At 66.5% G+C, this 26,378-nt stretch carries 25 protein-coding genes; 2 read left to right on the top strand and 23 right to left on the bottom strand.

Annotated elements, in window-relative coordinates; genetic code table 11:
* Positions 1-164 precede the first annotated feature (164 nt).
* On the bottom strand, positions 165-2,702 hold the full coding sequence (locus JW958_09270) for a S49 family peptidase (protein MBN1826445.1): 2,538 nt from the start codon (positions 2,700-2,702) through the stop codon (positions 165-167).
* 198 nt (positions 2,703-2,900) lie between these two features.
* Entirely contained in the window at positions 2,901-3,767 is an 867-nt protein-coding gene (locus JW958_09265) for an amidohydrolase (GenBank protein ID MBN1826444.1), read from the bottom strand.
* Between the two features lie 196 nt (positions 3,768-3,963).
* Between JW958_09265 and JW958_09260 the strand changes: the two genes are divergently transcribed.
* Complete coding sequence (locus JW958_09260) at positions 3,964-4,467, top strand: SRPBCC domain-containing protein (protein MBN1826443.1); 504 nt, start codon at positions 3,964-3,966, stop codon at positions 4,465-4,467.
* Between the two features lie 4 nt (positions 4,468-4,471).
* On the top strand, positions 4,472-5,146 hold the full coding sequence (locus tag JW958_09255; protein MBN1826442.1) for a CPBP family intramembrane metalloprotease: 675 nt from the start codon (positions 4,472-4,474) through the stop codon (positions 5,144-5,146).
* Here JW958_09255 and JW958_09250 read toward each other — a convergent pair.
* The 21 genes from JW958_09250 to JW958_09150 form a co-directional block, all read right to left on the bottom strand.
* Entirely contained in the window at positions 5,134-6,204 is a 1,071-nt protein-coding gene (locus JW958_09250) for an ABC transporter ATP-binding protein (GenBank protein MBN1826441.1), read from the bottom strand. The genes JW958_09255 and JW958_09250 overlap by 13 nt on opposite strands.
* Entirely contained in the window at positions 6,201-6,938 is a 738-nt protein-coding gene (gene modB / locus JW958_09245) for a molybdate ABC transporter permease subunit (GenBank protein MBN1826440.1), read from the bottom strand. The genes JW958_09250 and modB overlap by 4 nt, the downstream gene beginning before the upstream one ends.
* Before the next feature lie 53 nt (positions 6,939-6,991).
* A complete protein-coding gene (gene modA, locus JW958_09240; GenBank protein MBN1826439.1) occupies positions 6,992-7,783 on the bottom strand; it encodes a molybdate ABC transporter substrate-binding protein in 792 nt (263 codons plus the stop codon).
* On the bottom strand, positions 7,770-8,117 hold the full coding sequence (locus tag JW958_09235; protein MBN1826438.1) for a DUF2847 family protein: 348 nt from the start codon (positions 8,115-8,117) through the stop codon (positions 7,770-7,772). The genes modA and JW958_09235 overlap by 14 nt, the downstream gene beginning before the upstream one ends.
* Positions 8,118-8,192: 75 nt before the next feature.
* On the bottom strand, positions 8,193-10,154 hold the full coding sequence (locus JW958_09230) for an oligopeptide transporter, OPT family (protein ID MBN1826437.1): 1,962 nt from the start codon (positions 10,152-10,154) through the stop codon (positions 8,193-8,195).
* A 34-nt stretch (positions 10,155-10,188) separates the two neighbouring features.
* Entirely contained in the window at positions 10,189-11,655 is a 1,467-nt protein-coding gene (locus tag JW958_09225; GenBank protein MBN1826436.1) for a TrkH family potassium uptake protein, read from the bottom strand.
* Between the two features lie 2 nt (positions 11,656-11,657).
* Positions 11,658-13,001: a Trk system potassium transporter TrkA gene (gene trkA, locus JW958_09220; protein MBN1826435.1), complete on the bottom strand. Its 1,344-nt coding sequence runs from the start codon at positions 12,999-13,001 to the stop codon at positions 11,658-11,660.
* A gap of 151 nt (positions 13,002-13,152) precedes the next feature.
* Positions 13,153-14,151, bottom strand: coding sequence for a glucokinase (gene glk, locus JW958_09215; protein ID MBN1826434.1), 999 nt, complete (start codon positions 14,149-14,151; stop codon positions 13,153-13,155).
* Between the two features lie 2 nt (positions 14,152-14,153).
* A complete protein-coding gene (locus JW958_09210; GenBank protein MBN1826433.1) occupies positions 14,154-15,836 on the bottom strand; it encodes a glucose-6-phosphate isomerase in 1,683 nt (560 codons plus the stop codon).
* A gap of 273 nt (positions 15,837-16,109) precedes the next feature.
* Positions 16,110-16,484 carry an STAS/SEC14 domain-containing protein gene (locus JW958_09205; GenBank protein ID MBN1826432.1) on the bottom strand — a complete coding sequence of 125 codons (375 nt, stop codon included), beginning with the start codon at positions 16,482-16,484 and terminating at the stop codon, positions 16,110-16,112.
* Positions 16,485-16,812: 328 nt separating this feature from the next.
* Complete coding sequence (locus JW958_09200) at positions 16,813-17,433, bottom strand: LysE family transporter (GenBank protein ID MBN1826431.1); 621 nt, start codon at positions 17,431-17,433, stop codon at positions 16,813-16,815.
* A 17-nt stretch (positions 17,434-17,450) separates the two neighbouring features.
* A complete protein-coding gene (locus tag JW958_09195; GenBank protein MBN1826430.1) occupies positions 17,451-17,822 on the bottom strand; it encodes a hypothetical protein in 372 nt (123 codons plus the stop codon).
* A 75-nt stretch (positions 17,823-17,897) separates the two neighbouring features.
* The gene (locus JW958_09190; GenBank protein MBN1826429.1) at positions 17,898-18,080 is read right to left on the bottom strand and encodes a hypothetical protein; all 183 of its coding nucleotides are present in this window, start codon (positions 18,078-18,080) and stop codon (positions 17,898-17,900) included.
* A 71-nt stretch (positions 18,081-18,151) separates the two neighbouring features.
* Entirely contained in the window at positions 18,152-18,877 is a 726-nt protein-coding gene (locus JW958_09185; protein ID MBN1826428.1) for a DUF4386 domain-containing protein, read from the bottom strand.
* Positions 18,878-19,040: 163 nt separating this feature from the next.
* The gene (locus JW958_09180) at positions 19,041-19,412 is read right to left on the bottom strand and encodes a VOC family protein (protein MBN1826427.1); all 372 of its coding nucleotides are present in this window, start codon (positions 19,410-19,412) and stop codon (positions 19,041-19,043) included.
* Positions 19,413-19,455: 43 nt separating this feature from the next.
* The gene (locus tag JW958_09175; protein ID MBN1826426.1) at positions 19,456-20,670 is read right to left on the bottom strand and encodes an aldo/keto reductase; all 1,215 of its coding nucleotides are present in this window, start codon (positions 20,668-20,670) and stop codon (positions 19,456-19,458) included.
* Between the two features lie 911 nt (positions 20,671-21,581).
* On the bottom strand, positions 21,582-22,193 hold the full coding sequence (locus tag JW958_09170; protein MBN1826425.1) for a hypothetical protein: 612 nt from the start codon (positions 22,191-22,193) through the stop codon (positions 21,582-21,584).
* Positions 22,194-22,290: 97 nt separating this feature from the next.
* Entirely contained in the window at positions 22,291-23,040 is a 750-nt protein-coding gene (locus JW958_09165) for a hypothetical protein (GenBank protein MBN1826424.1), read from the bottom strand.
* Between the two features lie 5 nt (positions 23,041-23,045).
* Positions 23,046-23,633, bottom strand: a complete 588-nt coding sequence (locus JW958_09160) for a GNAT family N-acetyltransferase (GenBank protein ID MBN1826423.1) — start codon at positions 23,631-23,633, stop codon at positions 23,046-23,048.
* Positions 23,634-23,676: 43 nt separating this feature from the next.
* Positions 23,677-24,588 carry a GNAT family N-acetyltransferase gene (locus JW958_09155; protein MBN1826422.1) on the bottom strand — a complete coding sequence of 304 codons (912 nt, stop codon included), beginning with the start codon at positions 24,586-24,588 and terminating at the stop codon, positions 23,677-23,679.
* 1,008 nt (positions 24,589-25,596) lie between these two features.
* Positions 25,597-26,190: a hypothetical protein gene (locus JW958_09150; GenBank protein ID MBN1826421.1), complete on the bottom strand. Its 594-nt coding sequence runs from the start codon at positions 26,188-26,190 to the stop codon at positions 25,597-25,599.
* Positions 26,191-26,378 lie beyond the last annotated feature (188 nt).

Here is a 26,378-nt window from a genome sequence, read left to right as displayed (position 1 = left end):
ACGCTGCTTCTCCGTCCGCGCCGGTTGCCGAATCTCCGCACGAGTGAGATTTTCATACTAACATGAATCCATTGGGTCACACAAGACAAGATGAGCCATGAAAGAGATCGCCGCCCCCCGTGCGGAGGGGCGGCGACTCGGTTTGCGAACTCGAGGGGCGGAGGCTATTCCATGACCGCCCACTCCGGCGGCAGCGCCTCGGGCGGCGTCAGGAGCGCCGGGCGGCCGGGGGAATCGGCGAGAATCCGGAAATAGGCCGATTCATAGTCCTCGGGAAGGATCTCCGGCGCGGAAGCGTCCGGGGCGAGCCAACGGGCGAGGGGAGCGGCGAAAAGCCGCAGCCCGGGAAAACCTCCTCCGAAACGGGGCAGCTCGAACAGTTTCCTCTTCGGGTATTCGGTGAGGATCACCTCTTCGTCCGGCCGGAGACCGGCGAGCTCGCGCGCCTCGTCCACCGCGTCGGTCAGCGTGCCGAAGCGGTCGACCAGTTTATTTTCGATCGCGTCGCCCCCCATCCAGATCCGGCCCTCGCCCAGTTCGCGGACACGTTCCTCGGTGAGACCGCGGCCGGCGGCGACCTTCTTCACGAAACCGCCGTAGAGGTCCTCGAAGAGAACGTGAATCCTATCCTTTTCATCGGGCGTCATGTTCCGCTTGGGAAGCATGCCGAGCAAGGGGAAGCGGATGCCGGTGAAGAGATCGGAATGGGCGCCGCGCTGCACGCCGTCCGCGTCGAAACCGGTTTTGCCGCCGATCCCGTCGTCCCAGAACCAGCCGCCGATCACGCCGATGGAACCGGTGATGGTGACCGGTGTGGTGAGGATCCGGCTTCCGTCCATGCTGATCCAATACCCGCCCGAGCCGGCCACCGCCCCCTGGGTGACCACCACCGGCTTCTCGTTTTCCTTCAGCTTGCGGGTCGCCTCGGCGACCAACTCGCTGGCGAGTGCGGACCCGCCGGGGGAATCGGCGCGGAGAACGACCGCCGCCACGTCCGGATCGTCGGCGAGCCCCCGCATGTGTTTGGAGGTGGCGCGCCCGCGGATCCCCGTGTCCATGGCGCACTCGCCGAGGGCGTAGACCACGGCGATTTCCTTCGGACGCCCCCAGACGTCGTCCGGGTGAGGCCCGTCCTCCCGGTCCTTCGGCAGCCCGGCGAGGCGCGCGCCGTCCCGGTTTTCGGAAATCCATTCGCCCAGATCGTGCCAGCGGGCGAGAGTGTCCACCAACCCCGCTTCGAGCGCCTCGTCGGCGGTGAAGAGGGCGTAATCGTCGACCAACTCGTCGAAACGGCCGGCGGTGATCTCGCGCGCCTCGCAGACGCCGCGGCGCATCTCCTCGTAGATCACGTCCGCCAGGCGGCCGATCTGCTCCCTGTCCGCGCCGGACATCTCTTTACGGGTGAAGCCCTCGAACGCGCTCTTGTGCGTGAAGTAGCGCCACTCCTCCACGCCCACGCCCACCTTGTCGAAGAAGCCTCGCATGTACGTCCTGTAGACGGCGAGTCCGGTCAGCATCAACCCGCCGTCCGGATCGAGGCTGATCCGGTCCGCCGCGGACGCGATGTAGTAGGCGAAATTCCCCGTCTCGTCGACGTGGACGAGGACCTCCTTGCCCGTTTTTTTCAGCTCCTCCAGTTTCTCCCGAAGCTCCCAGCCGATGGACGGGTTGACGCGGAGACCGGCCATGTTCACCGCCACGCCCCGCACGCTCGGTTCTTCGGCGATCCGGTCCAGATAGCGGGCCAGATCGATCCAGGCGATCCGATCGTCGTCGAACCAGCGCGCCTTCCGATAGGTGAGCGTCTTGTTCTCCAGGTCGACCGGAACGTAAAGACGGGGGCCGAAATGCCCGCGGAAGAATTTCGACACCGGCAGGCCGCTGTAAGGAGGCTCGAAGCGCGCGAGGTAATGGGTCGCCCCCCGGTCGCCGTCCTCGTCGTATCCGGGGAGAACGTGGATGCCCGTCCCGTCGAAGGTGAGACCCATGTTGAGGCTATAGGTGTAATCCCCGTCCCCCTCGTCCTCGCGGAGCTTCATCCCCAAATGGATTCCCCGCCAGGGCCGAACCTCGAAACCGGCGCCCCAGCGCCCGTTGTCCAGATTGTCCGAATCCCGCATGGAGAATTCGCCGAAGAGAGTGACCCATGGCTTGCGGAAGGGACGGATCCCCAGGTCCGCGATCTGAAGCGTGCCGTTCGACGAGGGATTCCAGAGTGTGGAGTAACCGAGCGAGGCGTGCGCGCACGGCCTGTGGATGAGGCCCGCGATGAGGCCGTTCTCGCGGCCGAGCCGACCCGACTCTCCCCCCGCCCAACGCCAGGCGATACCGCCGTGGCTCCTCCGATCCCCCCAGGCGAAGCCGGCCTGGTAATCGTACACGGCGAAGCGGTCGCCGTTCGGATCGAGAAAGGCGGAGCGCTGCATGGCGAATCCGAGGTTCTTGCCGGTCGCGATCCCCCAATTGTCCAGGTTCCCCTCGAGGACGCTCCTGTCGTTCCACCAGAGATCGAATCCCGAGGCGCCGGAGACGGCCCACGCCGCCGGGTTGGCGAAGGCGGCGACGGGCCCGCCGGTCACAGAAGGCGACTGGGGTAACTGGCCGCTCCCGGTATGGTAGTCCAGATAGGGGAATGTGGTCCCCGCCCCGGCCTGCGCCGCCGCGAGCAGAAGGACGGTCGCGATACCGAACCCTTTCCTCATGGTTCTCTCTACCTCCTGGTTTTCTCACTCCTCCGCGCGGGCGCGCAAAAGGGGCGCTTCCCCTTTCCACTCGCGCCGGCGGGTTTCGCTTTTTCCCTCCGGGCCGATCGGTCCGGAGAACGTCTCCCGCGGGGGCGGGTGGGCGGTGTCGCGCCCCGTTCTCTCTCACCTACGGCGTTCGAGCCGTTGTTGTTCCCCCTACTCCCCACCCTCCCTCTCCGGGAAAAGCGCCGAGGAGTGCGTGTCCGTCACGCCCCTCTTCCACTCCTCCGGGAAAGGGAGCCCTCGGAAAGCGTCCAGTGCGGCGCCCAGATCGGTCGCGCCGGGACCGGGCCAGTCCGATCCCCAGAGCACGCGCTCGCCCAGTTCGGGGAGGCGGGGGAACCACTCCGGAATCCGCCGCGGCGGGATTCCGGAAAGGTCGAGGCGGACGTTCCGGTGCCGGCGGAGCACGAAGAACGCTTCCTCGGTCCAGAGGGGACGCCCGCCGTGCGCCATGAGGATCGGAAGGTCCGGGAAGTCGACCGCCACGTCGTCCAGCTCCATCGGACGGCCGTATTTGCACCGCGCCCCCGGAATCACGCTCGTTCCGGTGTGGATCATCACGGGTAGGCCGAGATCCTCGGCGGTCCGATAGACCGCGGCGAGGGCGTCCAATCCCTCGGTGTAGGCGTTGGCCGGATAGCCGTGGTGCGGCGGGTGAATCTTGATCGCGACCATCCCCATCGCCGCCAGATCCCGCACCGCTCCGGCCGGATCACGCAGCCGCCGGGCGTGCACGCCGCCGATCGGGAGGAGCCGGGAAGAATCGCGGGCGGCGTAGTCGGCGGCGAAACGGTTGGTCGCCTCGGTGAAGCCGGTCACCTCCGGGCTGACGTCGTTCACCAACCCCACCCTGCGGATCCCGCAACGGTCCATCTCGGCGAGGAGAAGGCCGGGGTCGCCGGCGAAGGCGATCGCCCTCTCCAACGCGCCCTCTCCGGCGCCGCGGAGGAAATCGCGGACGGCGGGCCGCATCTCCTCCCACTTCTGCACGTGCACGTGGATGTCCGTCGCGCCCGTCACGCTCTTTCCTCCCGCGCCATCATAACAGATCCTTCTCTCCGTGGAAGGGCGCGCGCTCCTTTTCGCGCGGGCGCGAAGGAGGGTACAATGATCGACGATCGACGTCCCGCCGGCGGGTCCGGAGGGGGAACGACGATCCCGGAGGTCGATGACGATGAAACTGCTTGTCCTCTCCCTGGTGCTTCTCGCCGCGGCGATGCGCGCCGCCGGCGCCGACCCGGAAAGGGTCATCCGCGGCGAGACGACGGTGAACGGAACGATCGAGGATGTGTGGGCCGCCTGGACCACGGAAGAGGGGATCCGGAGCTTCTTCGCCCCCGACTGCCGGGTGGAGCTGAAGGTGGGCGGTCCCTTCGAGATGTACTTCCTCCCCGACGCGGAGCCCGGCTCGCGCGGAGGCGAGGGGAACAGGATTCTCGCCTTCGAGCCGCCGCGGATGCTCTCCTTCACATGGAACGCGCCCCCCTCGATCCCGTCGGTGCGGGAGCAGAGGACGCACGTGACCCTCCGTTTCCACCCCTTGGACGAGAAGCGCACGCGGGTCGTGTTGATCCACGACGGCTGGGGCGAAGGGGAGGATTGGGACAAGGCCTACGCCTACTTCGAGCGGGCCTGGTTGAAGGGGGTGCTCCCCTGGCTCCGTTACCGTTTCGACCACGGGCCGGTCGACTGGATGAACCCGCCGAAAATCGAGGGATGAACCGTTGATCGATGAAACCCACGGGACGGCGCGCGAAGAGGCGGCGCCCCACGCCGGGGGAGGGCGGACCGCCCCCTCCCTCGCCGTGGTCCTCCTGAACCAGACCATCGCCCTCGCGGCGGTTCTCGCCCTCCTCTTCCTTTTCCTCCCCTCCGACGCCGCCCGCGCCGTTCTGCAAAGATCCCCGACGCTTCGGGAGGCGACGGCGAGGCTCCTCGCGGGACTCGGCGCGCCGGGCGCGGCGGATCTCGCGATCGGCCTCGCGGCGGGGGCGCTGATGATCGGCTGGAACGTGCTCTATCAATCCCTGCTCGTCCGGCGGGGGGATCACGGCCGGGGGGAGGTGCGGATCGGCGGCGGCGCGGGAAAAGCGGCGGCGGCTTATCTTCTCCTCTCCACGTCCTTCACGGAGGAAGTGATCTTTCGCGGCTGGTTCTTCCCCCTCGTCGCCGTCCGGTTCGGAGCGGCGACGGGGCTCGCGGCGAGCGCTCTCCTCTTCACCCTCACGCATCTCGGGAAGGGGATACACGGAAAGGTCGCCGTGTTCGCCTACGGCCTCATCCTCGGCGGGGCGTGGATGATCACCGGATCGGTCTGGGCCTGCGTCCTCGCCCACGCCACGGTGAACGGCGCCGCCTTCTTCGGCCCCTTCGGCGCCGGACGCGCTCAGCGGGGATAGACCTCCACCTCCGCCGCCTTGAAGGACGCCCAGGCGCGCCCCCCCTCGGAAAGACCGAGATCACGGAGCGCTTGGGAAGTGATCTCGCCGATGAGCGGCGGATCCGAGGCGATCTCGATCCGCGCCGTCCCCTCCTCCGCGTCGATGGATCGGATCTCCCCGCAGAAGACGTTTCGCGCCGACGTGAGCGGCCGCTCCGTGGAGAGGGTCACCGAGTGCGGGTGCACGGCGGCGACCGCCGCGGATCGGTCCGGCAGACCGCACGGGGCGATCTGGATCTCCGCGGCGCCGGCGCGGAGCAGGACCCTTCCCTCTTCGCGGACCAGAGTCCCTTCGAACAGATTGAGACCGACGAGCGACGCGGTCCAACGGGACCGGGGCCGGCGGCGGATTTCGTCCGGGGAGCCGTCCTGGGTGAGACGCCCCTCTTCGATGATCAGCACTCTCTCCGCCGAAGTGAGCGCCTCGATCGGGTCGTGGGTGATCCGAATCGACACGCCGGGGAACTCGTCGAGCACGCGCTTCAGCAGGCGCATCGCGCCCTGCCGGCTCTCCACGTCGAGGGCGGCGAGCGGCTCGTCGAGGAGGAGCAGCTCCGGACGGACGGCGAGGGCGCGCGCCAGGGCGACCCGTTGCGCCTCGCCGCCGGAGAGCCCCGCCGGCTTCCGGTCCGCGAGGCCACGGATCCCGAAACGGCCGAGCCACTCCCCCGCCTCTCGCCGCGACTCCTCACGAGAAACGCCGCGGGCGCGGAGTCCGAACGCGACGTTCTCCCGGGCGGTGAGGGCAGGGAAAAGGAGACGGTCTTGGAAGAGCACGCCCACGCCGCGCCGGCGGGGCGGAACGCGAATCCCCTCCGTGGGCCGGTCCAGGATCCGGTCGCCCAACAGCACTTCGCCGGCGTCGATCCGGATCAGCCCGGCCAGCGCGCGGACCAGCGTGCTTTTGCCGGAGCCGTTCGGCCCCAGAAGCGCCATCGGTCTTCCGGCGGCGGCGCGTATGTTCACGGATAAATGAAATTCGCCGCACCGGACGGTCACGTCCGCGACGAGGCTCATCGGAAAGCCCCCTTTCCCCGCATGAGGGCGAGCACCACCAGGGAAACGGCGAGAAGAAGCAGGCTGAGGAGGATCGCACCTTCGTGGTCGGTCTGCAGCGTTTCGTAAACGGCGAGGGGGAGGGTTTGGGTGCGGCCCGGCAGGTTTCCCGCGAAGGTGATGGTCGCCCCGAATTCCCCCACGGCTCGCGCCCAGGCGAGCGCCGCGCCGGCGAAGAGGGAAGGGCGGATCGCCGGCAGGATGACGGCGCGAAGCACGGTCCAACGCGAGGCGCCGAGGGACGCCGCCGCTTCCTCCAGGCGCCGGTCGGTGGAGCGGATCCCCGCCTCCAGCGTGAGCACCAGGAAGGGAGAGGCGACGAAGGCGGCCGCCGTCACCGCGCCGGCGAGGGAGAAGGGGAGACCGACGCCGAACCGCTCGAGGACGCCCCCCAGGAGGCCCCGGCGGCCGAAGGCGGTGAGAAGCGCCACGCCTCCCACCACCGGCGGCAAAACCATGGGGAGCATCACGAGGGCGCGAACCAGGTTTTTCCCCGGGAAAGGGCGGCGGGCGAGAACCCAGGCGAGGGGGAAACCGAAGAGGAGGGAGAACGCCGTCGCCAAGAAGGAGACGATAAAGGAGAGACGGAGGGCGGCGAGGACCCTTTCGCCGCCGAGCCGGCCGATGTCGAGTGCGCCAGGCGCCCGGACGAGAAGACCCGCAAGGGGGAAAAGGTAGAAGGCGAGCATCAACATCGCCAGAAGGCCGAGGACCGCCCCGGAGGCGCCGTCGTCCCGCGCGCCGCCGCTCACGGCGTACCGAACCCGTGCGCCTCGAGAAGGGCTTGCCCCTCCGGCGACAAAAGAAAGTCGAGGAAAGCGCGCGCCTCCTCCGGACGCGGCGTGTCCGTGAGAGCGCCCGCCCAGTAGCGGGCGCGAACGTTCGCCCCCTCCGGGATCTCGATCACCTCGGTCCGGGAAGCCGTCTCCACATTCGCGTCGGTCGCGAAGACGATCCCCGCCTCCGCCTCGCCGAGGAACACCTTCGCCGCCACCGCCTTCACCGTCTCCTCGCGGGAGACCACGTTTCTCTCCGCCTCCTCCCGTATCCCGAGCCGGTCGAGCGCTTCGAGCGCGTAGGCGCCGGCCGGTACGCCGGGAACGCCGACGACCAGGCGGAGCCCCGGCCGGGCGAGGTCGGCCGCCGTTTCGACGGCGCCGGGATTGCCGGCGGGGACGAGGACGATCAGCCGGTTCGTCGCGAAGGAGACCGGCTCCCCGATCCGCCCCGCGTCGATCACGCGGTCCATCTGAGCGCGGTTCGCCGAAGCGAACAGGTCCGCCGGCGCTCCCTCCACGATCTGTGTCGCCAGTGTGTGGGAACCGGCGAGATTGAGGGTCACCCGCGCGCCCGGATGAACCGTCTCGAAGGCGGAAGCGATTTCGCGGAACGCCTCGGTGAGGGAGCCGGCGGTGAAAACGATGATTTCGGTCCGCGTCCCTTGCCCCCCTCCCCCGCCGCAGGAGAGGAAGAGAAGAGACGCGAGCGAAAGCAGGGCGCCCCGTCCGGTCGCCGCGCGGATTCTCTTACAGATACTCATTCAATATGTCCTCGGATAGATCGTAGTGGGAGCCGTGCCAGCACACCGTCCCCTTCTTGAAGATCACCATCTGGGGCGAGGCGTGAGCGATACCGAGACGATCCGTAATCCCCCGGGCGAGGGCCCTCTCCGCGACCACATCCAAGCGCGCCACGCGGATCGTTGCCCCCCCCTCCCTCTTCTCGAGCCAATGACGCAGCTCCGTTTCGGCGGTCCGGCTCACCGGACAGACCGGGCTCTTCTTTAAAAGAAGCACGGGGGCTTCCCGGCTCGCCTCACGAAGCGCCCTCACCGCCTCGTCCGGGTCCTCCGGCAACCGCAACGATTCGTTCACACCCGATCCTCCCATCGGCGCCGGCGATCGCCGCCGCGCGCTCCGAGTGTAGCCCAACCGGGGGGAACGCGCGAGTCAGCCGCCGCTCCGGCCGCAGCGCCACCGGAAAACGAGAACGAGCCCGAAGAAGGCGAGCAGACCCGCCGCGCCCGCCCAGGAGCCGGCCCATCCGGAGCCGACTCCCTCCGGCGCGCCCCCCCGAACGAAGGCGACGGCGGCGACGGCGACGCCGAGCAACCCCTCACCGCCCACCAGACCGGAACCGAAGAGAACGCCCCTCTCGCGCCGGCGTCCCCGTGTCTCTTCGTCACGGGCGGTTTTCTCCAGGCTGCGGCGGAGCGCGCCGCCGAGAAAGACCGGCACCATGGTGGTCACCGGCAGGTAAACGCCCACCGCGAAGGGAAGGCTCGGGATCCGGAGAAGCTCGCAGAGGACGGCGATCCCGGCGCCGATCCCGACCAACCCCCAGGGGAGGGAACTCTGCAACACACCCTCGATCACCAGTTTCATCAACGTCGCCTGCGGCGCCGGCAGATCGTCGGTGCCGAACCCGTAGGCGCGGTCGAGGAGGAGCACGGCGAGGCAGACGAAGAGCGCCGAGGTGATCACGCCGAGCAACTCGCCGATCTGCTGCTTCCGCGGCGTGGCGCCGAGGAGAAAGCCGGTCTTCAGATCCTGGGATGTGTCCCCGGAAATAGAGGCGGCGATGGCGACCACGCACCCCACGGAGAGCGCCGCCCCCTTCGCCGTGTCGTCGGTCCATCCGAGGAGGTAGAAAATCCCCGCCGTGCCGAGGAGCGAGGCGATGGTCATGCCGCTGGTCGGGTTGGAGGTGACCCCCACGAGACCGACGACTCGGGAAGCGACGGTGACGAAGAAGAAGGCGAAAACGGCGATCAGCACCGCGGCGAGCGGCCGGAGCGCGCCGGGGACGCCGCCGCCGAAGAGGTTCGGCACGACGGCGAGCCCGATCACCAGAACCGCCGTGCCGGCGCCGACGAAGCGGAGGGGGAGGTCGTCGCCCGTGCGCGGCGCGGCGCCCGCCCCCTCACCGAGCCGGCGGCCGATGTTTCGCGCCCCCACACGGAAACTCTCGATCATCACCGGCACGCTCCGCGCCAAAGTGATCAGCCCCGCCGTGGCGACCGCGCCCGCGCCGATGTACCTCACGTAACGATGCCAGATCTCCCCCGGCCCCATCTCCGCGATCCGCTTCACCATCTCCGGGTAGAGAGGATCCGGCCGCCCTTCGCCCCAGACGGCGAGCGCCGGGATGATCACCAGGGAGGAGAGAAGCCCGCCTCCGACCATCACCGCGCCGATCCGCGGCCCCAGAATGTAGCCGACGCCGAAGAGCGCCGACGAGAGGCTCATCCCCAGCTCCCCCTTCTTCAAGAGGGGGACGGAAAAGCGCACCTTGTCCGGGAAGAGACGGAGCCACTCCACGAGCAGCTTGAACCCCGCCCCCGCGGCGAGACCCCAGAAGACGTTCCCCGCGCGCGCCCCGCCCACCTCGCTCGCCACGAGCACCTCGGCGCAGGCGGTCCCTTCGGGATAGGGGAGCCGGCCGTGCTCCCGCTCGATCAACAGCCGCCGGAGAGGGATCATGAAGAGAACGCCGAGGAGACCGCCGAAGAGGGCGAGCAGGGTCATCCGGATCAGCGTCGGATCGAGCCCCCAGAGGAAGAGCGCCGGCAGCGTGAAGATGACGCCGCTCGCCACCGAGCTGGAGGCGGAGCCGACGGTCTGGGAAAGGTTCGCCTCTAAAAGGGTGCCGCGCATGCCGGCGGCGCGGAAGGCGCGGAAGAGCGCGACCGTCATCACCGCCACCGGGATGGACGTGGAGATGGTGAGCCCCGCCTTGAGGCCGAGGTAGGCGTTCGCCGCGCCGAAGAGTACGCCGAAGACGATCCCCGCCGCCGCCGCCTTGAAGGTGAACTCGGCGGGCCGCTCGCCGGCGCCGATCCAGGGGCGGTAGCTCTCCCCCTCCGGCGTCGGTTCGAAGGCTTCTCGTCCGAGCCCCTTCGATTCGCTCATGCCGGTCTCCCTCCCCGGATCGCCGGCGGGCCGGTCAGGCCTGCCGCTGCCGCCCCCCCTCCCACTTCTTCCAGAAGGAGGGGAAGAGAAGCACCAACACGGTGAACAGTTCCAACCGGCCGAGGAGCATGCAGAGGGTGAGGAGCAGCTTCCCCGCCGCGGGCACGTGGGCGTAGTGATCCGTCGGTCCCACCTCGCCGAGCCCGGGGCCGATGTTGCTCAGGCAGGCCACCACCGAGGCGCCGGCGGTGATCAGATCGAGCCCGAGGGCGGCCATCAGGAGCGAGGAAACGACGAAAATTCCGATGTAAAGGGCGAAGAAGCCGAGGATGCTCTGCATCACCGCGTCCGGAACCGCCTTGCCGTCCAGCTTGAGGATGCGCACACCGCGCGGATGGTTCAGGCGGAAGAGCTGCACGTAGGCGTGCTTGACGAGGAGAAGCACGCGCACGTTCTTCATGCCGCCGCCGGTGGAGCCGGCGCAGCCGCCGAGGAACATCAGCGTGATCAGGATGTACTGTCCGAGCACCGGCCAGCGCTCGAAATCGGCTGTGGCGAAACCGGTGGTGGTCATGATGGACGTGACCTGGAAGGCGGCGTGGCTGGCGTTGGTGCCGGCGTCGGGATAAATGCGGCGGTTCAGAAACGCCATGGCGACGAAGGCGACGAGGAGCACGCCGCCGTAGAAGAGAAATTCCTGGCTTCGGAAGTAAGAGCGGAAGCGTCCGCGGAGCGCCATGTAATGGAGAGAGAAGTTCGCGCCCGCCATCACCATGAAAAACGTGATTACGCCGTTGATGTAGTGGCTGTCGTAGGCGCCCACGCTCGCCGAACGGGTGGAGAAGCCCCCGGTGGCCATTGTGGCGAAGGCGTGGCAGACCGCGTCGTGAAAGTCCATCCCGCCGGTCATCAGCAGGATCGTCTCGGCGAAGGTGAGGAGAAAATAAACCCCCCAGAGCAGCTTGGCGGTGGTCTGGATCCGCGGGCTGAGGCGGTCCGCAGTCGGGCCCGGCACCTCCGCCTCGAAGAGCTGCATCCCGCCGACGCCGAGGAAGGGGAGGATGGCGATGGAGAGGACGATGATCCCCATCCCGCCCAGCCAGTGGGTCATGGCGCGCCAGAAGAAGATGCTCTCCGACAGGCCGTCGAAATCGGTCACCACGCTCGCCCCGGTGGTGGTGAAGCCGGGCATGGACTCGAAGAAAGCGTCGATCATGTTGGGAATCGCCCCGGAGAAGACGAAGGGAAGCGCGCCGAAGAGGGCGAAGGCGATCCAGCCGAAGGTGACGATGCCGAACCCCTCCCGGTAGCTGATCTCCTCCTCCCGGCGGAAGAAGAGAAAGAGGAAGCCGCCGGCGGCGAGGGCGAGCGCCGAGGAGAGGACGAAGGAGTCCCAATCCCCGTCCCGGTGGAAGAGGGCGAAGGGGATCGGCGTGAGCAGCATGACGCCCAGGAAGAGGAGCAGGCCGCCCAGCATCTTGCATGTGGAGCGGATGTTCATGGTCAGGCGAAGAACTTCTCGACCTGCGTCACCGACCCGGGGAGGGTGAAGGCGATCACGTGGTCCCCCGCCTCGAGGTGATCCTCGCCGGTGGGGATAAACACGTCCGGCCCGCGCACCACGGCGCCGATGATCGCTCCATGGGGGAACCGCAGGTTCTTTAAGGGTTTGTTCAGGATCGGGCTGCCGGAGGGAACGATCGTCTCGGTCACCTCGGCGTTGCTCTGGTCCAGCACGGTCACGTTCAGCACGTCCCCCTTCCGCAGATACTTCAGGATCGCGCTCGCGGTGGCGACCCGCGGGCTGATACAGGCGTCCACGCCGAGCGTGGGGGCGAGGTTGAGAAGCGCCGGCGAATTCACCAGCGCCACCGCCCGTTTCACGCCGTACTGCTTGGCGAGAAGGGAGAGCAGGATGTTGGAGGTGTCGTCCTGCGTGACGGCGATGTACACGTCCCCGTCGGCGATCCCCTCGTTCCGGAGGGTGTCCACGTCGGTTCCGTCGGTGCAGAGGATCAGCACGTTGTCGAGGCGGTTCGCCAGATCCCGGCATTGATCCGGATTCCGATCGATCACCTTGACGCGGCACCCCTCCTCGGCGAGGCGGCGCGCCACCGTGTGACCCACCCTTCCTCCGCCGAGCACGAACACCTTCCGGGACTGGCTCTTCTCGATGCCGAAAAGATAGTTCACGGAAGAAAGATCCGATTTGTTACAGACGAAATAGATCGTGTCCCCCGCTCGGATCACGTCCTCGCCGCGCGGAATGATCGTCTTGTCGTTCCGGGTGATGGCGGTCACCACCAAGCGATAGACGCCGCGGATGTCTCCCAGGTCGCGGAGGGAGACCCCCGCCACCGGGTTTTCCGGGCCGATCTGCAGCCCCAAAAAGATCACGCGGCCGTCGGCGAACTCCGCCACCTCCGTGGATCCGGTGTGGGAGGAGAGGCCGTAGATCTCCTGGGCGACCACGCTCTCCGGATTGATCAGAAGGTCGATGCCGAGGCTCTTCTCGTTCAGCGGCCCCTCGGGGCGCGTGTAGTCCAGGTTCTTGACCCGGGCGATGGTGCGCGGGATTTGGAACTGGCGGGCGAGCAGGCAGGCGACCAGGTTGATCTCGTCCTGGTTGGTGACGGCGATGAAGAGGTCCGCCCCCTCCGCACCCGCCTCACGGAGGGTGTCGGCGGAGAGCCCGTTGCCGAGCACCACCAGGGCGTTCACCTTCTCCTTGAGGGTCCTCTGCTTCTCCGGATTCCGGTCGATGACGGTCACGTCGTGGCCGGTGCGGGAGAGATGGTCGGAGATGTGGTAACCCACTTCTCCGGCGCCGATGATGATCGCTTTCATTCCGGTTCCACTCCCCCGACGTGAACGAGACGCCCGTGATTGTATCGGCGCAAGAGACGCCGTTGCAAGGAGAAAAGCCGCCCCGGCCGGCGGCTTGCTTTAGGGGTGATTTATCGGATCGGTCTCGGGAAAAGACGGCGGTCCGGCGCCCCTAACGCTCCGCGAGGGCGTCCCCTTCGGCCAGAACCGCCGCCGCTCCGAGGAGCGGTGTCCTGCGGTTCAGGATGATGAAGACCGGGACCTTCTCCAGGAAGGGGGCGAATCGCCCCTTGTCCAGGAACGAGCGGGTGAAGCCCCCCGCGGCGAGACGCTCCCGTATCCGGGGGGCGATGCCGCCGCCGAGGTAGACGCCGCCGGTGGCGAGAATGCGGAGCGCCTGGTTCCCCGCCTCGGCGCCGAGGAGGGAAATGAAGAGGTCGAGCGCATCGCGCGAGGCGCGGTCGGTGCCGTCGAGGCCGCGACGGGTGACCACCGCCGCCGGGTCCTCGCGCTCCATCTCCGCGCGGACGGCGGGGTTCTCGGGCGCTCCCGCGCGCGCGACGAGAAAGCGATAGATCCGGGCGAGCCCGGGACCGGAGAGAACGCGCTCCACCGAAACCCGCCCGCCGACGAGGGGGCGCATGTGGAGAAGCAGATCCCACTCCCTCTCGTCCCGGGGGGCGAAATCGGCGTGCCCCCCCTCGGTGGGGAGGACGCGCGTTCTCCTCCCGTCGCGAATGAGGAACGCCTCGCCGAGACCGGTCCCGGCGCCGATGAGGGCGATCGGCCCCTTCGGATCGGGCGCCCCCTCCTTGAGCGCGTGGAGATCGTCGGGGACGAGAAGGGGGATGCCGTATCCGGCGGCGTCGAAATCGTTGATGATCCTCAGGCGATCGACGCCGAGCCCGCGGGAGAGTTCGCCGCCGTCCACGGGCCAGGGGAGGTTGGGCCCGATGCAGCGCCCCTCCGCCACCGGACCGGCGACGCCGAAGCAGGCCGCCTCGGGGCGCGCCTCCTCCCCGCCCAGAAAGGCGCGCGTCATCGGGAGGAGCCCCTCCCAATCGGCGGTGGCGTAGCGCTCCTCGCGCAGAAAGCGGGGGCGTCCGCCGCCGATCTCCGCCGTCGCGAGAAGTGTTTTCGTTCCGCCGACGTCGCCGACCAACACGCGCATCGTCAACCCTCGATTCCGGCGCGGATCGCCCGGATCCCGGGAACCGCGTCCCCCGCGATGTGCAGGCGGAGCACGCGGCGGCCGTGCGCCTCGAGCGCGCCGAGGTCGCCCAGCGCCTGCGCCCTCTCGAGCACGCCGAAACTCCAGGGAAGGCCGGGTATGGTGAGGTCCCTCTCCGCCTCCGCGGTGATCTGCAGGAAGACGCCGCTGTTCGGGCCCCCTTTGTGGAACTGGCCGGTTGAATGGAGGAAACGGGGACCGAAGCCGACGGTGACCGCCGCGCCGGTTCGGCGCGCAAGGGAGGCGCGGAGCGCGCGAAGCTCCTCCTCGATCGCATGGGACGGCGGCAGATAGGCGAGAAGAGCGACGTAATCGCCCGGCCGTACGCGTGAGAGATGGGCGTCGATCCACGGAACGATCGCGTCCTTCTCCCCCGCTCCGGCGAGGCCGCCGTCGCCGTGGAGACGGATCCCCCCCTCCTCCGCGAGCGCGGGGCTCTCCGGGAGCGCCCCATCCTTTTCGAAGCGCCCCAGCGCGGCGCGGGTGAGGTCTTTGCTCTCCTTCACGTTCGGTTCGTCGAAGGGGTTGATCTCCAGAAGCGCGCCGGCGACGGCGGTGGCGACCTCCCATCGGAAGAACTCCCCCCCCAGGTCGTAGCGGTCTTCGAGGAGAAGGGTGATCACCGGGTGCCCTTCCTTTTCGATGGCGCGGACTCGCCCGTCCACGTCCCCCTCTTCCTCTCCCGCGAGTCGAAGACGTACGAAGAGGCGGTCCGGCCCGTACGCGCCCGGCTCGCCGAGGGGCTCGCCGTCGACGGGTAGGATCCCCCGTCCCTCCTTGCCGGTGCTCTCGGCGACCAACTGCTCCACCCAACCGCCGAAGGAGCGGATCGCCGGCGAGGCGATCAGGGTCAGCTTGTCCCGCCCCGCGCGGGCCGCCTCGGCCATCACCGCGCCGAGCCAGAGCCCGGGATTCTCGCGGGCCCGCGCATGCGGTCCGGAGGCGCGGGCGACGGCGTTCGCGCGCTCCAGAAGAAGCTCCAGGTCCATGCCGAGAAGCGCCGCCGGGACGAGCCCGAAAAGGGAGAGGGCGGAGTAACGCCCTCCGATGTCGGGAGGGTTCAGAAAGACGCGGCGGAAGCCCTCCTCTTTTGCCAGTTCCTCGAGAGGGGAGCCGGGGTCGGTGATGGCGACGAAGGCGCCCGCGTCGCGGACGCGGCCGTAGAAGTATCGGAAGAAGGCGTCCACCTCGGCGGTGCCGCCCGACTTGGAAGCGACCAGGAAGAGGGTGCGGCCGAGATCGACGGCGCGCTCCGAGGCGAGCACCGCCGCGGGATCGGTGGAATCGAGAACGCGGAGCGCCGGAAACCCGCCGGCCGGACCGAAGGTGCGGGCCAGGAGATCGGGGCAGAGACTCGAGCCCCCCATTCCGAGGAGGAGGACGTGATCGTAATCGCCTCTCGCTTCCTCGGCGAACTCCTCGAGATCGCCGATTTTCTCTTCCATCGCCTCGACCACGTCCAGCCATCCGAGACGATCGATGATCTTGGCGCCGACCGCCCGGTCCTCCTTCCAAAGGGTGGAATCCTTGTTCCAGAACCGGCGGGCGAACCCCGCCGCCTGCATGGCGTCCAAGCGGGCGATGATCGCGCCGGCCAGCTCTTCGGACGAAGAGAACTCGGTCATGAGGGCCACCCTCCCAAAAGGGGATTCTCTGCATAACGCCGCGGCGCCCGCGGCGGGACGGGTTCACACAGGGAAACGTAACCAACGCGGCGCGATGGGAAAAGGGAAAAGGTCGGGAACCGGCCGGTCACTTCACGATTCCCGAGAGAGCCTTTCCACCGGGAAGAACGGGGAGATCAAGAAGACCGGAACGGGAAAAACGGAAGAAGACTTCTCACGGGGGCGGAAGGACTCACCCCCGCTCCAGGCGGGAGGTCGTCGGTCGATCGATCGCTACAGCCACCGGATCGCGCTCTCACGATCTTGAAAGATCTTCACCATCCATCCGCGGTTCACGCACACGCTTTCGAAGAACTGTACCATCTTCGTCGATGTGGACGATTCCGGTTCCAGAATGGCTATACGGCTTTCATGCAGATCGCCCTTCGAAGGATAGATCTTGTTCGGTACGTCGTAGATGTCGAAGGTGGCCGATTCGTCGGTTTTCACTGTTCTCGTGTCGATCAGGAACTTGGTGACGCCCTTTTTTTTCCCCAGGTCGATTCGAGCGACGGCGGCTTTCTTGATTTCTTCGCCGGTTGTTACACCGGAATACGTCAGTATGATGATCCCCAATTCCTCGTTGCATTCAACGGTCCATGTCATCATCGGTTCTCCCATCCATGCGGCCGCCGAGCCGCGATCGCGGGGCCGAGCTTTTCCACCTCGGTGATGAGGCGATCGTTCTTCTCGAACGCCGAGTCACCGAAGGAAACTCCCGGGATGACCGGTGCCCCCACGATCCACGCAAAGAACATCCGCTGCTCTTTCGCGAAAACTGTCGGAACCATCCCTGATCAATGTAGCGCATTCCTTTCGAGGATGCGTACCACTTTCCCGAGTACCATCGGATAGAATCCCTCTCTTCCGCAACCCAGGAAGGAGACCGTCGACTTGACTCCGTTTTCGCCGCGTTTCCGCGGGAGTTTCTCTCCTCCTACCCCGCGCCGAAGAAGCGGGCGGCCATCGCCGACTGGTACGCCCCCAGCCCGCCGAGGATCAGCACGGAGAGGAAGAGGAGCGCCCTCTGGAAGCGCGGCCCGAGGAGTGAGGCGCTTCCGAAGGCGAGAATCGAAAGGGCGAGCATGGAAACCATGACCGAGTAGAAGGCGACCACCACCGCCGCCCCCTGGCCCGGCGATTCCCGCCACGCCGTCATCACCGCCGGCCCGAGGATCAGCGCCCAGCCGAGGTACGGATTGGGATTGAGGAGGTTCACCAGCGCCGCCTCGAAGAGGGTGCGCGGCGTTCGGTCGCCCCGCCGCGGGACGAGGTCCTCCTTCCGCCGCCACTGCCGGAAGGCGCGCGCGGCGAGAAAGAGAAGGAGCGCGCCCCCCGCCGCGCGGAGAACGTTCTGCGCGCCCGGCGAGAGGCGGCCCAATACCAGGAGGGCGAGAAGGGCGATCGGACCGTCGCTGAGGAGCGGGGCGAAAGCGGCGGGAAGAGTGCGCCGCCAGCCGATGGAGGCGACCCGGGAGAGAAGATACGCCTGCAACGGTCCCGGCTGCACCGCCGCGGCGAAGGCGAGCCCGCCGCCGATCAGGATCTGTTTCGTCACGAAACGCGCACTTTCGTCTACAACCAGCGGATCGCGCTCTCCCGGTCCGAAAACACCTTCACCGCCCACCCGCGGTTCACGCAGACGCTTTCGAAGAACCGGACCATCTCCGACGATCGGGACGATTCCGGTTCGAGGATGGCGATGCGGCTGTCCCGCTGATTCCGTTCCGCTGGATAGAACTTGTCGGGAAGATCGAAGAGATCGGAGGTGGCGGATTCATCGGTCACCACCGCCGTCGTGTCGATCAGATACCGGTCGACGCCCTTCTCCCTGCCGAGAGCGATCCGTGCGACGGCGGCCTCCTTGATATCTTCGCCGGTGCTCACGCCGGAGTAAGTGAGGATCACGATGCGCAAGGAGTCATCAAAAGCCACGGTCCAGGTCATTGCCGTATCTCGCGTCGAAAAGGCCACGAAACCGCGAACGCGGGGGGAGCGTTACACCGTCGCGTCGACGGGACTTCAGTTCTTCTTGGATGCCGCGAAACCGAGGAAAATACCGAGTACGACCAGCGCGCCGACGACATAGGCGGCGACCATCAGGTGTTCCTTGGCGAGAACGGCCAAAATCACGACGATGACCATCGAGATTCCGGCGATGGTTCCCGCGATTCCCACGAATGGACCGGCTTTGTCTTCGCTCATTCTCACCCTCCGGGTTTTTTCACACATTCACTTCGAATCGTCCGGGGGACCCATCCCGGAACGGTCATCAATTATGCCCGATCTCCGGCCGGTTGTCCCGCACTTCTCTTCCCTCCCCGGATCAGGAGCCAGAGGCAGAAGGCGAGCTCGCCGACGAGCGGGGCGGCGTAAACGGGCGCGACCGCTCCGGCGGATTCCGGGAAGAGGAAGAGGGTGAAGCTCCCGACGAGGTAACCCGCCCCCGCGAGCGCCATCAGAACGCCGAGAATACTCGGGAAGGAGGAGGAGCGAAGAAGCAGGGCGCCGAGCGCCAGGCAGTGGACGCCGAAGAAGACCAACCCCAGGTCGTAGCCGTGCCGGTGCAGATCGAGGAAGAGGAGCGCCAGGGCGTGCAGCCGGTCCGGGGCGAAGGCCGCGAAGGAGCCGGCGCCGCCGAGGATGAGCAGCGGGGCGAGGAGGTTCAGCAGGTTGGCGCCGTAGATCGCCGTTCCGGTCAGGCGGAAAGCGGCCGCCGTCAGGGAAAGCGCCTTCCCCGCCGGGCGGAGCATGAAATAGAGAAGCGCCGCCACCGCGACGTCGCAGAGAAAGACGACCAGATCGGCGGCGAAACCGATCCGGAAGAGCCGTTCCGCGCCGGCGATGTTCGCCGCCGTCGCCGCCGCGTCTCCCCGGACGATGAGCGGGGCGCGGACCGCCAGCTCGCTGAAGAGCCCGAGCGCGATGATGACGAGATAGAGGACCCCCGTGATACGGGCGTGGGGAACGGTCCGGGAAGGCGAAACGTCGGCGGCGGTCATGATTCCCCTCGCTTTCCGGGAGCGGTGAAAACCGAGTGGTTCCGGCGGGCGTTCCCGGCGGAACGGCTCATCCACTCAATATATATGCTCCGTCCCTTCCCCGCCCTTCCCGCCACGGGCCTCGCCGCCCCGGGCGGGCGCCGGCGGCCGGGCTTTCTCTTCCCTACAAATGCTGATCGACGAGGATCGGATTGCCGTCCGGGTCGACGACGACGAGGCTCGCCGGGCCGGAACCGCTCTCGTCCGCCTCCCGCTCCAGGGAGACTCCTTCCTCCTTCAACCGCCTCTGGATCTCGCGCACGTCGCCGAACGATTCGAGTTCGTTCGCGTTCTGGTCCCATCCCGGGTTGAAGGTGAGGATGTTCCTGTCGAACATTCCCTGGAAGAGCCCGATCAGGGCGTCGCCGTTCTTCAGGATGAGCCAGTTTTGCGAGGCGTCGCCCCCGAAGACGTCGAATCCGAGCTTCTCGTAGAACGCGCGGGACGCCTCCAGATCCTTCACCGCCAGACTGATCGAAAACGCGCCGAGTCGCATCCGCCCTTCCTTTCTTCGAGAAGAAACGCCTCTCCGGCCGCCGTTAATCCGACCGCCTTCCCCTTCGTCCCCTCCTCATCATCACCTTCTTGATCAGCCGGATCCACATCCCCGTGAAGGGACCTTCCATGTCCCTCGCCACGTCGGCGAGCCGGTCCGGGATCGGGATGTTCTGGGGACACTTGTCGACGCATTGGCCGCAGCGCACGCACTGTGAAGCCATCGTCGGCTTGTCGGTGGTGACGCCGTTCATCAGCAGGTAGGTCATCCGGGCGCGGCGATCCCGAAAGGCGTGCCGGGAGTTGTAGTAGTCGAAACAGGAAGGGATGTTCACGCCCGCGGGACAGGGCATGCAGTACTGGCAGCCGGTGCAGCCGACCTTCATGGCCCGCCGGAATTCCGCCGCCGCCTCGTCGACCAGCCGCAGCTCGCCCTCGCCGAGGGAGTCCGGCTCCGCCTCGGCCGCGACCGCCAGGTTCTCGTCGATGTGCGCGTCCACGTTCATCCCCGAGAGGACCGTGGTCACCTCCGGCCGGTTCCAGATCCAGCGAAGGGACCACTCCGCCGGCGTCCGCCGGCGCTCCGCCCGCTCCCAGATCTTTTTCACCGACGGCGGCGGGGGCTTGGAGAGGTTGCCGCCGCGAAGCGGCTCCATGATCATCACCGCCAGCCTTTTCGACGCGGCGTACTCCAGGCCGGCGGTCCCCGCCTGGTTCCCCGTGTCCAGGTAGTTGTACTGGATCTGGCAGAAGGTCCAGTCGTAGTCGTCGACGATCCTGGGGAAATCCTCCGCCGACCCGTGGAAGGAGAAGCCGGCGTTCCGGATCCGCCCGTCCGCGAGGGCGCCCTCCAGGAACTCGATCACTCCGTGCTTCTTCGCCTTCTCCCAGAGTTCGCCGTTCAGGGCGTGGACCAGGTAGTAATCGATCCGGTCGGTCCGCAGCCTGTCCATCTGTTCCGCCAGGATTCCGTCCATCTCCTCCTTGGAGCCGGTCAGCCAGTGGGGGAGCTTGGTGGCGATCTTCACGTCGTCCCGGCGGCCGTTCCTCTCGAGGACCTTGCCGAGGAAGGGCTCGCTCCTGCCGCCGTGGTAGGGGTAGGCGGTGTCGTAGTAGTTGACCCCCCGGTCCATGGCGCGGAGGATCTGCCGCTCGGCGAGTTTCTCGTCGATCCGCTGCATCCGTCCCGGGAAGCGCATGCAGCCGTAACCCAGAACGGAGAGCCTCTCCCCGTTTTTCGGCACTTCACGATAGAGCATCGGCAAAACCTCCGAACGGGCGGTCGTCTCCGCGAACGGTTCTCTCGGGAGGAACAGTACACGACTCCCGGTCCGTCGTGCCAGAAAGGAGCCTCTTTTTCGGGGCGGCGGGCCTACCCACGGAGGAAAACGGAATTTTTTGGCGTGAGGGAACCGGGGAGGAGAAAGGGAAGACGGTCGGGGGTCCTCACAGGTCAACGAAGAGCCCGAACGATCCCACCGTCTTTTCCCGATCTCCGGGATAGCGTTGGGTGTGATAGGTACTATGCCAATTCATCCCACCGATTTCGCCGCAAAGCGAGAACCGGCCGATCCGGAGCCTGAGACCACCGCCCGCCCAGACGAATAAACCTTCGCCGTCCCAGAAATCGTCTTCCCCTTCCGCGCCACAGATGGTGAGATATCCGCCTCCCGCGAATACGTAAGGCCGCAGGGCTCCCAACCCGCGATTCGACTCGAGAACGACGCGGGCGCCGCAGGAAAACGCCCTGATCAAGTAGGAGGCGTGTACCTGTACCCTCGCCGGTCCCGTGACGGCTCTATCCGCCGTCAACGCCAACAACTGCGGAGCGCCCGCCACGAGCCCGATTCGCGTCGGGTGTTCCCACTCCTCGGACCCGGCCGCGGCGATCATGCTTGGAATGAAGAGAGGAAGAAAGGCGCAGACGATCGCGAGAGAGGGAAAACGTGAGCGCCCATCTCGCCGCTCTTCGGAACCGCACGGAAAACACGAACGATGGAACCCGCCGGACCGCATAATGAATCCCTCCAACCTCGGGACAAGACCGATCCGTTCCCTGTTGCGCAGTCAACAACACGTTGCTGCAATCACTATACCCCAATTCCGTGAAGTCTTCCGGGATGCGGCTCCGGCGAGGCTCGGTATTCGCGTTTCCGATCGAGGAATCGACCTAATCGCCGCTTTCCGCGGCTTCCCGGGCTCGTTTCGCGGCGTTCGCCCGCGCCCGTGGTTGTTCGGCCGGCCGGACCCGGTGCGGGTCGTCCCGGCCCGGCTTCGTCTCAGCCGGAGCGGCGGCGGGCTCGGAAAGAGATTCCTCGGCGGGCCCGCCGGCGGGTTCCTCCACCATCCGGATCTGCTCCTTCGCCGCCATCGCCTTGATCTCCTCGATCGTCGCCCACTCGGTGTCGCGGCCCCTTTCCCGGAGCGCCTCCTTCACGCGCGCGAGATTGGCCTCCCCTTTTTCGATGATCTCCCGGGGCGTCATCCCGTTTAGTCCCATCGCCGATTCGGTCAACGCCTCCACGGTGCCGGGAGGACCTCCCACCAGGGTCGTGGTGACGGCGGCCTCGAAATCGAAAGCCATGACCGCAATGGCGTCCAAGAACCGCTCCCTCTCCCCCGCGCTCATCCTCTTCGCGAGCTGCGTCACGTTCCGGACGTACTCCTGGAGGGACGACGCCTGGAGCGGCGTGTCCATCGGATTCCGCGAGCAGGAGAAGGCGATCGGCGTGAGCGCGACGACAAGATACATGGACAAACGTTTTGCGATTCCGGCTTTCATCTCACCCTTTCTCCTCGCGAGGAGGAACGCACGTGACGGACTCCCCCGGTATGCCGCCGGCGGGCGGCGGAAGTAACCGCGCCCCGCCCCGGCGCCTTCACCGGAACCGATAGCCGATCCCGGCGACCGCGTAATGCAGCCAGGCGAAGGTGTAGACGCTGTCGTTGTCGGCGCCCCCTTCGAGCGTGCGGTATCCGGCGAACACGCGCCAGCCGGAAGGCCGTTCGTACGCGAGCCGGAGCGCGGCGTCGATCGCCCTCCCCTGGGGAGCGGCCGCGCCCAGCGCGTCCAGCGCGAGGGAGAAGCTCTCGTTGACGAGATACGCCCCGTGGAGATGAAGGAGGGGCACCAACCCGACGTTCTCTTTCGTCTCGGCGATCTCCCCCCGCTTCAGTTCGATCTCCGCGTCACGGACGAGAAGGGCGCCGCCGAGACCCCAGCGCCATTTCGCGCTCCGATGAAAGGTCCACCGATAGGTGACGCGATAGGTGTCGAACCGGTAGAGTCCCGTGACGGGCGCCCCCTTCTCGAAGGTCGACGCGACGAAAAACACCTCCCGATCGAGCGTCCCCGTCCCTTCGATCGAGAGGGGCGCGTAGGCGAGACGGAGGGCGTGCCGCTCGTTGAACGCGTAGGTCGCGTAAAGCCGGAACGAGGAAGCCGGCCCCTCGCCGGTCAATTCCGTCATGTCGAATTCGGTACCCTCGTCGCCGGGAATCCGCACGTCGTTCCGTCCGAACCAGACCGCTCCTCCCTCCGTTTCCAGGTCGACGGTCCCGGCGAGAACGGAACCCGCGAAAAGAAGCGGCAAGAGCGATCGAACGAGAATCATCGCGGACGATTTCATGGCCCTCATTTCCCCCTTCCCGCGTAATACCCGGCCGTCATCCCATAGAGAACGCGGTCGTCGAAACCGGACTCCCGCTTGTAGTACTTCTCCTGAATCCCTTCCCGCCGGTAGCCGCACTTCTCCAGCACCCGCCGGGAGCCGGCGTTTCCGGCGTAGCAATCCGCGGCCACCTTGTGCGCGCCCAGTTCCTCGAAGGCGAGGGCGGTCATCGACCGGCAGGCGGCGGTGGCGATCCCTTGTCTCCAGGCGTGGACCGGCAGCTGGAAACCGATCTCGTAGTTCCCCGGATGCAGCCTCACCGCGTCCACCCCGCACATTCCCATGAACTTGCCCGCGCCGTCCCGGATGACGATGGTGGGACATTCCGGCCACGTTCCTTCCCGGATCGCCTTCCCCGTGTTTTCGATGATCGGCCGGAAGTACCCCTCATACACCGCGTCCGGCGAAGGGGCGAAGAAGAGATATTCCACGACCGCCGGGGTGTTCAGCATTTCGACGATCTCCGGCATGTCTTCGCTCGTGAGGAGTGCCGCGCGGAGATCACCGCGCAGAGGCACGGAACGGCCGCGTTTCAGAGGTTCGAGGTTCATGAGGATTCCTTGCCCGCCGCGCCGGTCGCGGCCCGGCCTTCCTTCAGAGACGCACCACGGTGTCGCCGCGCTGCCTCATCTTTTGCATCCACATCTCCGCGAGGGTCTCCAGCTCCTCTTCGACATGCGACGCCGTTTCCTCTTCGTGTTCCAGCTCGTCGATGATCGAAAACCGGAAGGCGGACTCGCCCCGCCCGTTCCACAGCTCCTGCAGTTCCTTGTTTCGATGGCTCCCGAACTTCAGTTCCGCCCGATGGCGGTTGAACCGGGCCCGCAGATCGGTGGTGCAATCGAGGAAAACCTTTTCCTCTCCCTCGATCCGGATTTCATACACCCCCATCGGCTGCCTGGCCTCTTTGTAGGCCCTCTTGATCGCTCCCCTGTCCATCCTCGTCTTCTTTCTTTCAGAAACCGCGCGCGGAGGATCTTCCGCGCCCTCTTGCCGGCCGTCCGCCAGAAATCCCTCGTGAAAAACGACGGTTCCTTGGGGAACGGGTCCTCCGAAGGAGAGGACCTGGAAGACCTCCGGCGGCACTCCTTCGAGCACCATCTCCGGCGCGTTCTGGAAACCGAACCTCACGTAATACTTCGGATCTCCCACGAGGCAGCATCCCCGGGCGTTCCTGCTCTTCAGCCGGGAGAGCCCCTCCTCGATCAACGCCTTGCCGATCCCTTGCCGCTGGTATTCCGGCAGAACCGAGACGGGACCGAGGCCGTACCAGTCCGCCGTGCCGTCCGAAACGGTCACGGGGGAGAAGGCGACGTGCCCGACCACGCGGCCGTCCGACTCCGCGACGAGGGAAACCGTGAGCGCGCCGGCGGCGCGGAGCGCCTCGACGATGTACGGCTCCGTCTGGTTGCTGATCTCCATATTCTCGAAGGCGGCCGCGGTCACGTCGTGGATCGCGCCGGCGTCGGCATCCTTCTCGTCACGAATGATGATCTTTCGGTTCATCGGTTTCCTCTTCCCTTTTCAAACGGCCGGCGGCGGCGAAACGCTCCCCGGAGCCCTTCCTTCACGGCGTAGGCCCCGAGCGGAACGCGGCCACGCTCGCGGGAATCAAGCAGGATCACAGTATACACGAGTTTTTCGATGGCCACATCGGAGGTCGACGGGGACGAGGAGCGGTCATAAATGATCGTCTCTGAAAAGGGCGAGAGGCCGGAAAACGCGGGGACTCTCCCTCTCCACCCGGCCCTTCCGGCGTTCCTTTTCTGCCGGCAAAAAAGGAAACCGCACATTGTCCTGCTCGGCGATTCGAGAGGGCCCTCGGCGGGTTCACTGCTTGATCATTACCAGATACGAAAACGCGGTTCCACCGAGAACGGCGAGAAAGACTCCTGTAGCGAATCCCTCCGGGAGAAATACGAGAGGAACAACGGATAAGATCAGTGTAAGGACGAACACGGCGATTATATCCAAGTGCTCATCAGCAGCCGGCACCACAATCCTATGTAGTCCCGCTCCGCGAAGAAGACACCGGTGGCTCCCAACCCGGGTCTCGCCGCGTTCCTCCTTTCCACCCAACGGGCCGGCGGCTGAGCCGAGAGCGCGGAGGCGGGCCTGCCCGCCGGAGCGATCGACGGCTCCAACCGCCTGATGGGCCGCGCTTCGCGGCCCGAAAGCGGTTGGGAACAGCCGCCGCCCCGATGGATCCGACACGAAGCGTCGGATCCATCGGGCCACTTCAGCGGCAAGCCCCGGCGCGCTGGTTGCTTTGGCGATGCCTGGCAGCAACCCAACGGGCCATCTGATTGACTGCACGGTTTGCAACCAGCGTGACGGAAACGGCTTGGCCTCTGAATGTGGTGGTTCGGCATAGACCTATTTCTCCGATATTATAAATTCCGTGCAGTCCATTTTGCTTTGCCTTGGTAGGCTGTTCCGTGACACCGGTTCCATGAGATCCCGTGTCACACCGAGCAGGACAGGAATCTGGGGCATGCCGCACAAGAAACCCAGTCACTCGACATTCAGATGCCGTTGAGCCGTAAATTTTCCCTCTGTGATTGGCTCGCGGCTCGAATCCAACTGATTGATCAACATTCCGGAGAACGTTCCTTCCACAACGCCCCCGACCTCCCCATAAGCGGACACGGCAATGGTAATGGCTTCGGAGTCGTAGTTGTTGAAAGGGGGTTCGATGAATGAACAGGTAGCGCCGGCATCCTCGTCAAACTGTCCGGTGGCCGTGCCGGGAATCTCCATCATCAGGGTCCACTCGCTTTCGTCCCCGCCGCTCGTAACGCTGGTGCTGTTTTCACCCGGAAACGAGTTTGCGATGCAAGTCTTGCCGCTGTACTGCTTGCCATCAAACATGAAACTGACGCGACCGGCAACGACGCCGTCGCCGCTGGCCGGGCCACTGCCCTTCGCGCTGACGTTACCATTTTTGCCGCCATCGCCGCCGTTACCGCACCCGGAGCCCAGGCCGATCGCCAGCATGACGACTCCCCAGATGATGCCTGCGGAAAATGGACGCATCATGCTAAGATCCAATTTGCGACTACCCCACTGAACCCTCTTGGTGTCTTCGCCAAACGAGAACGCTCTCATTCTGTGTCCCTCCGTTTGTATCCTGTGTATTGGTGAGGTTTGCAATGCTGAATTCCTGGTTGTTGTGTTGTTCCCTCAAACCAGTCCTGATCCTCCTGCCGAACGGGCCGGCGGCTGAGCCGAGAGCGCGGAGGCGGGCTTGCCCGCCGGAGCGATCGACGGCTCCAGCCGCTTGATGGGCCGCGCTT

Source organism: Candidatus Eisenbacteria bacterium, assembly GCA_016930695.1.
Lineage (GTDB): Bacteria > Orphanbacterota > Orphanbacteria > Orphanbacterales > Orphanbacteraceae > JAFGGD01.
This window is presented reverse-complemented; position numbering and strand designations above follow the sequence as displayed.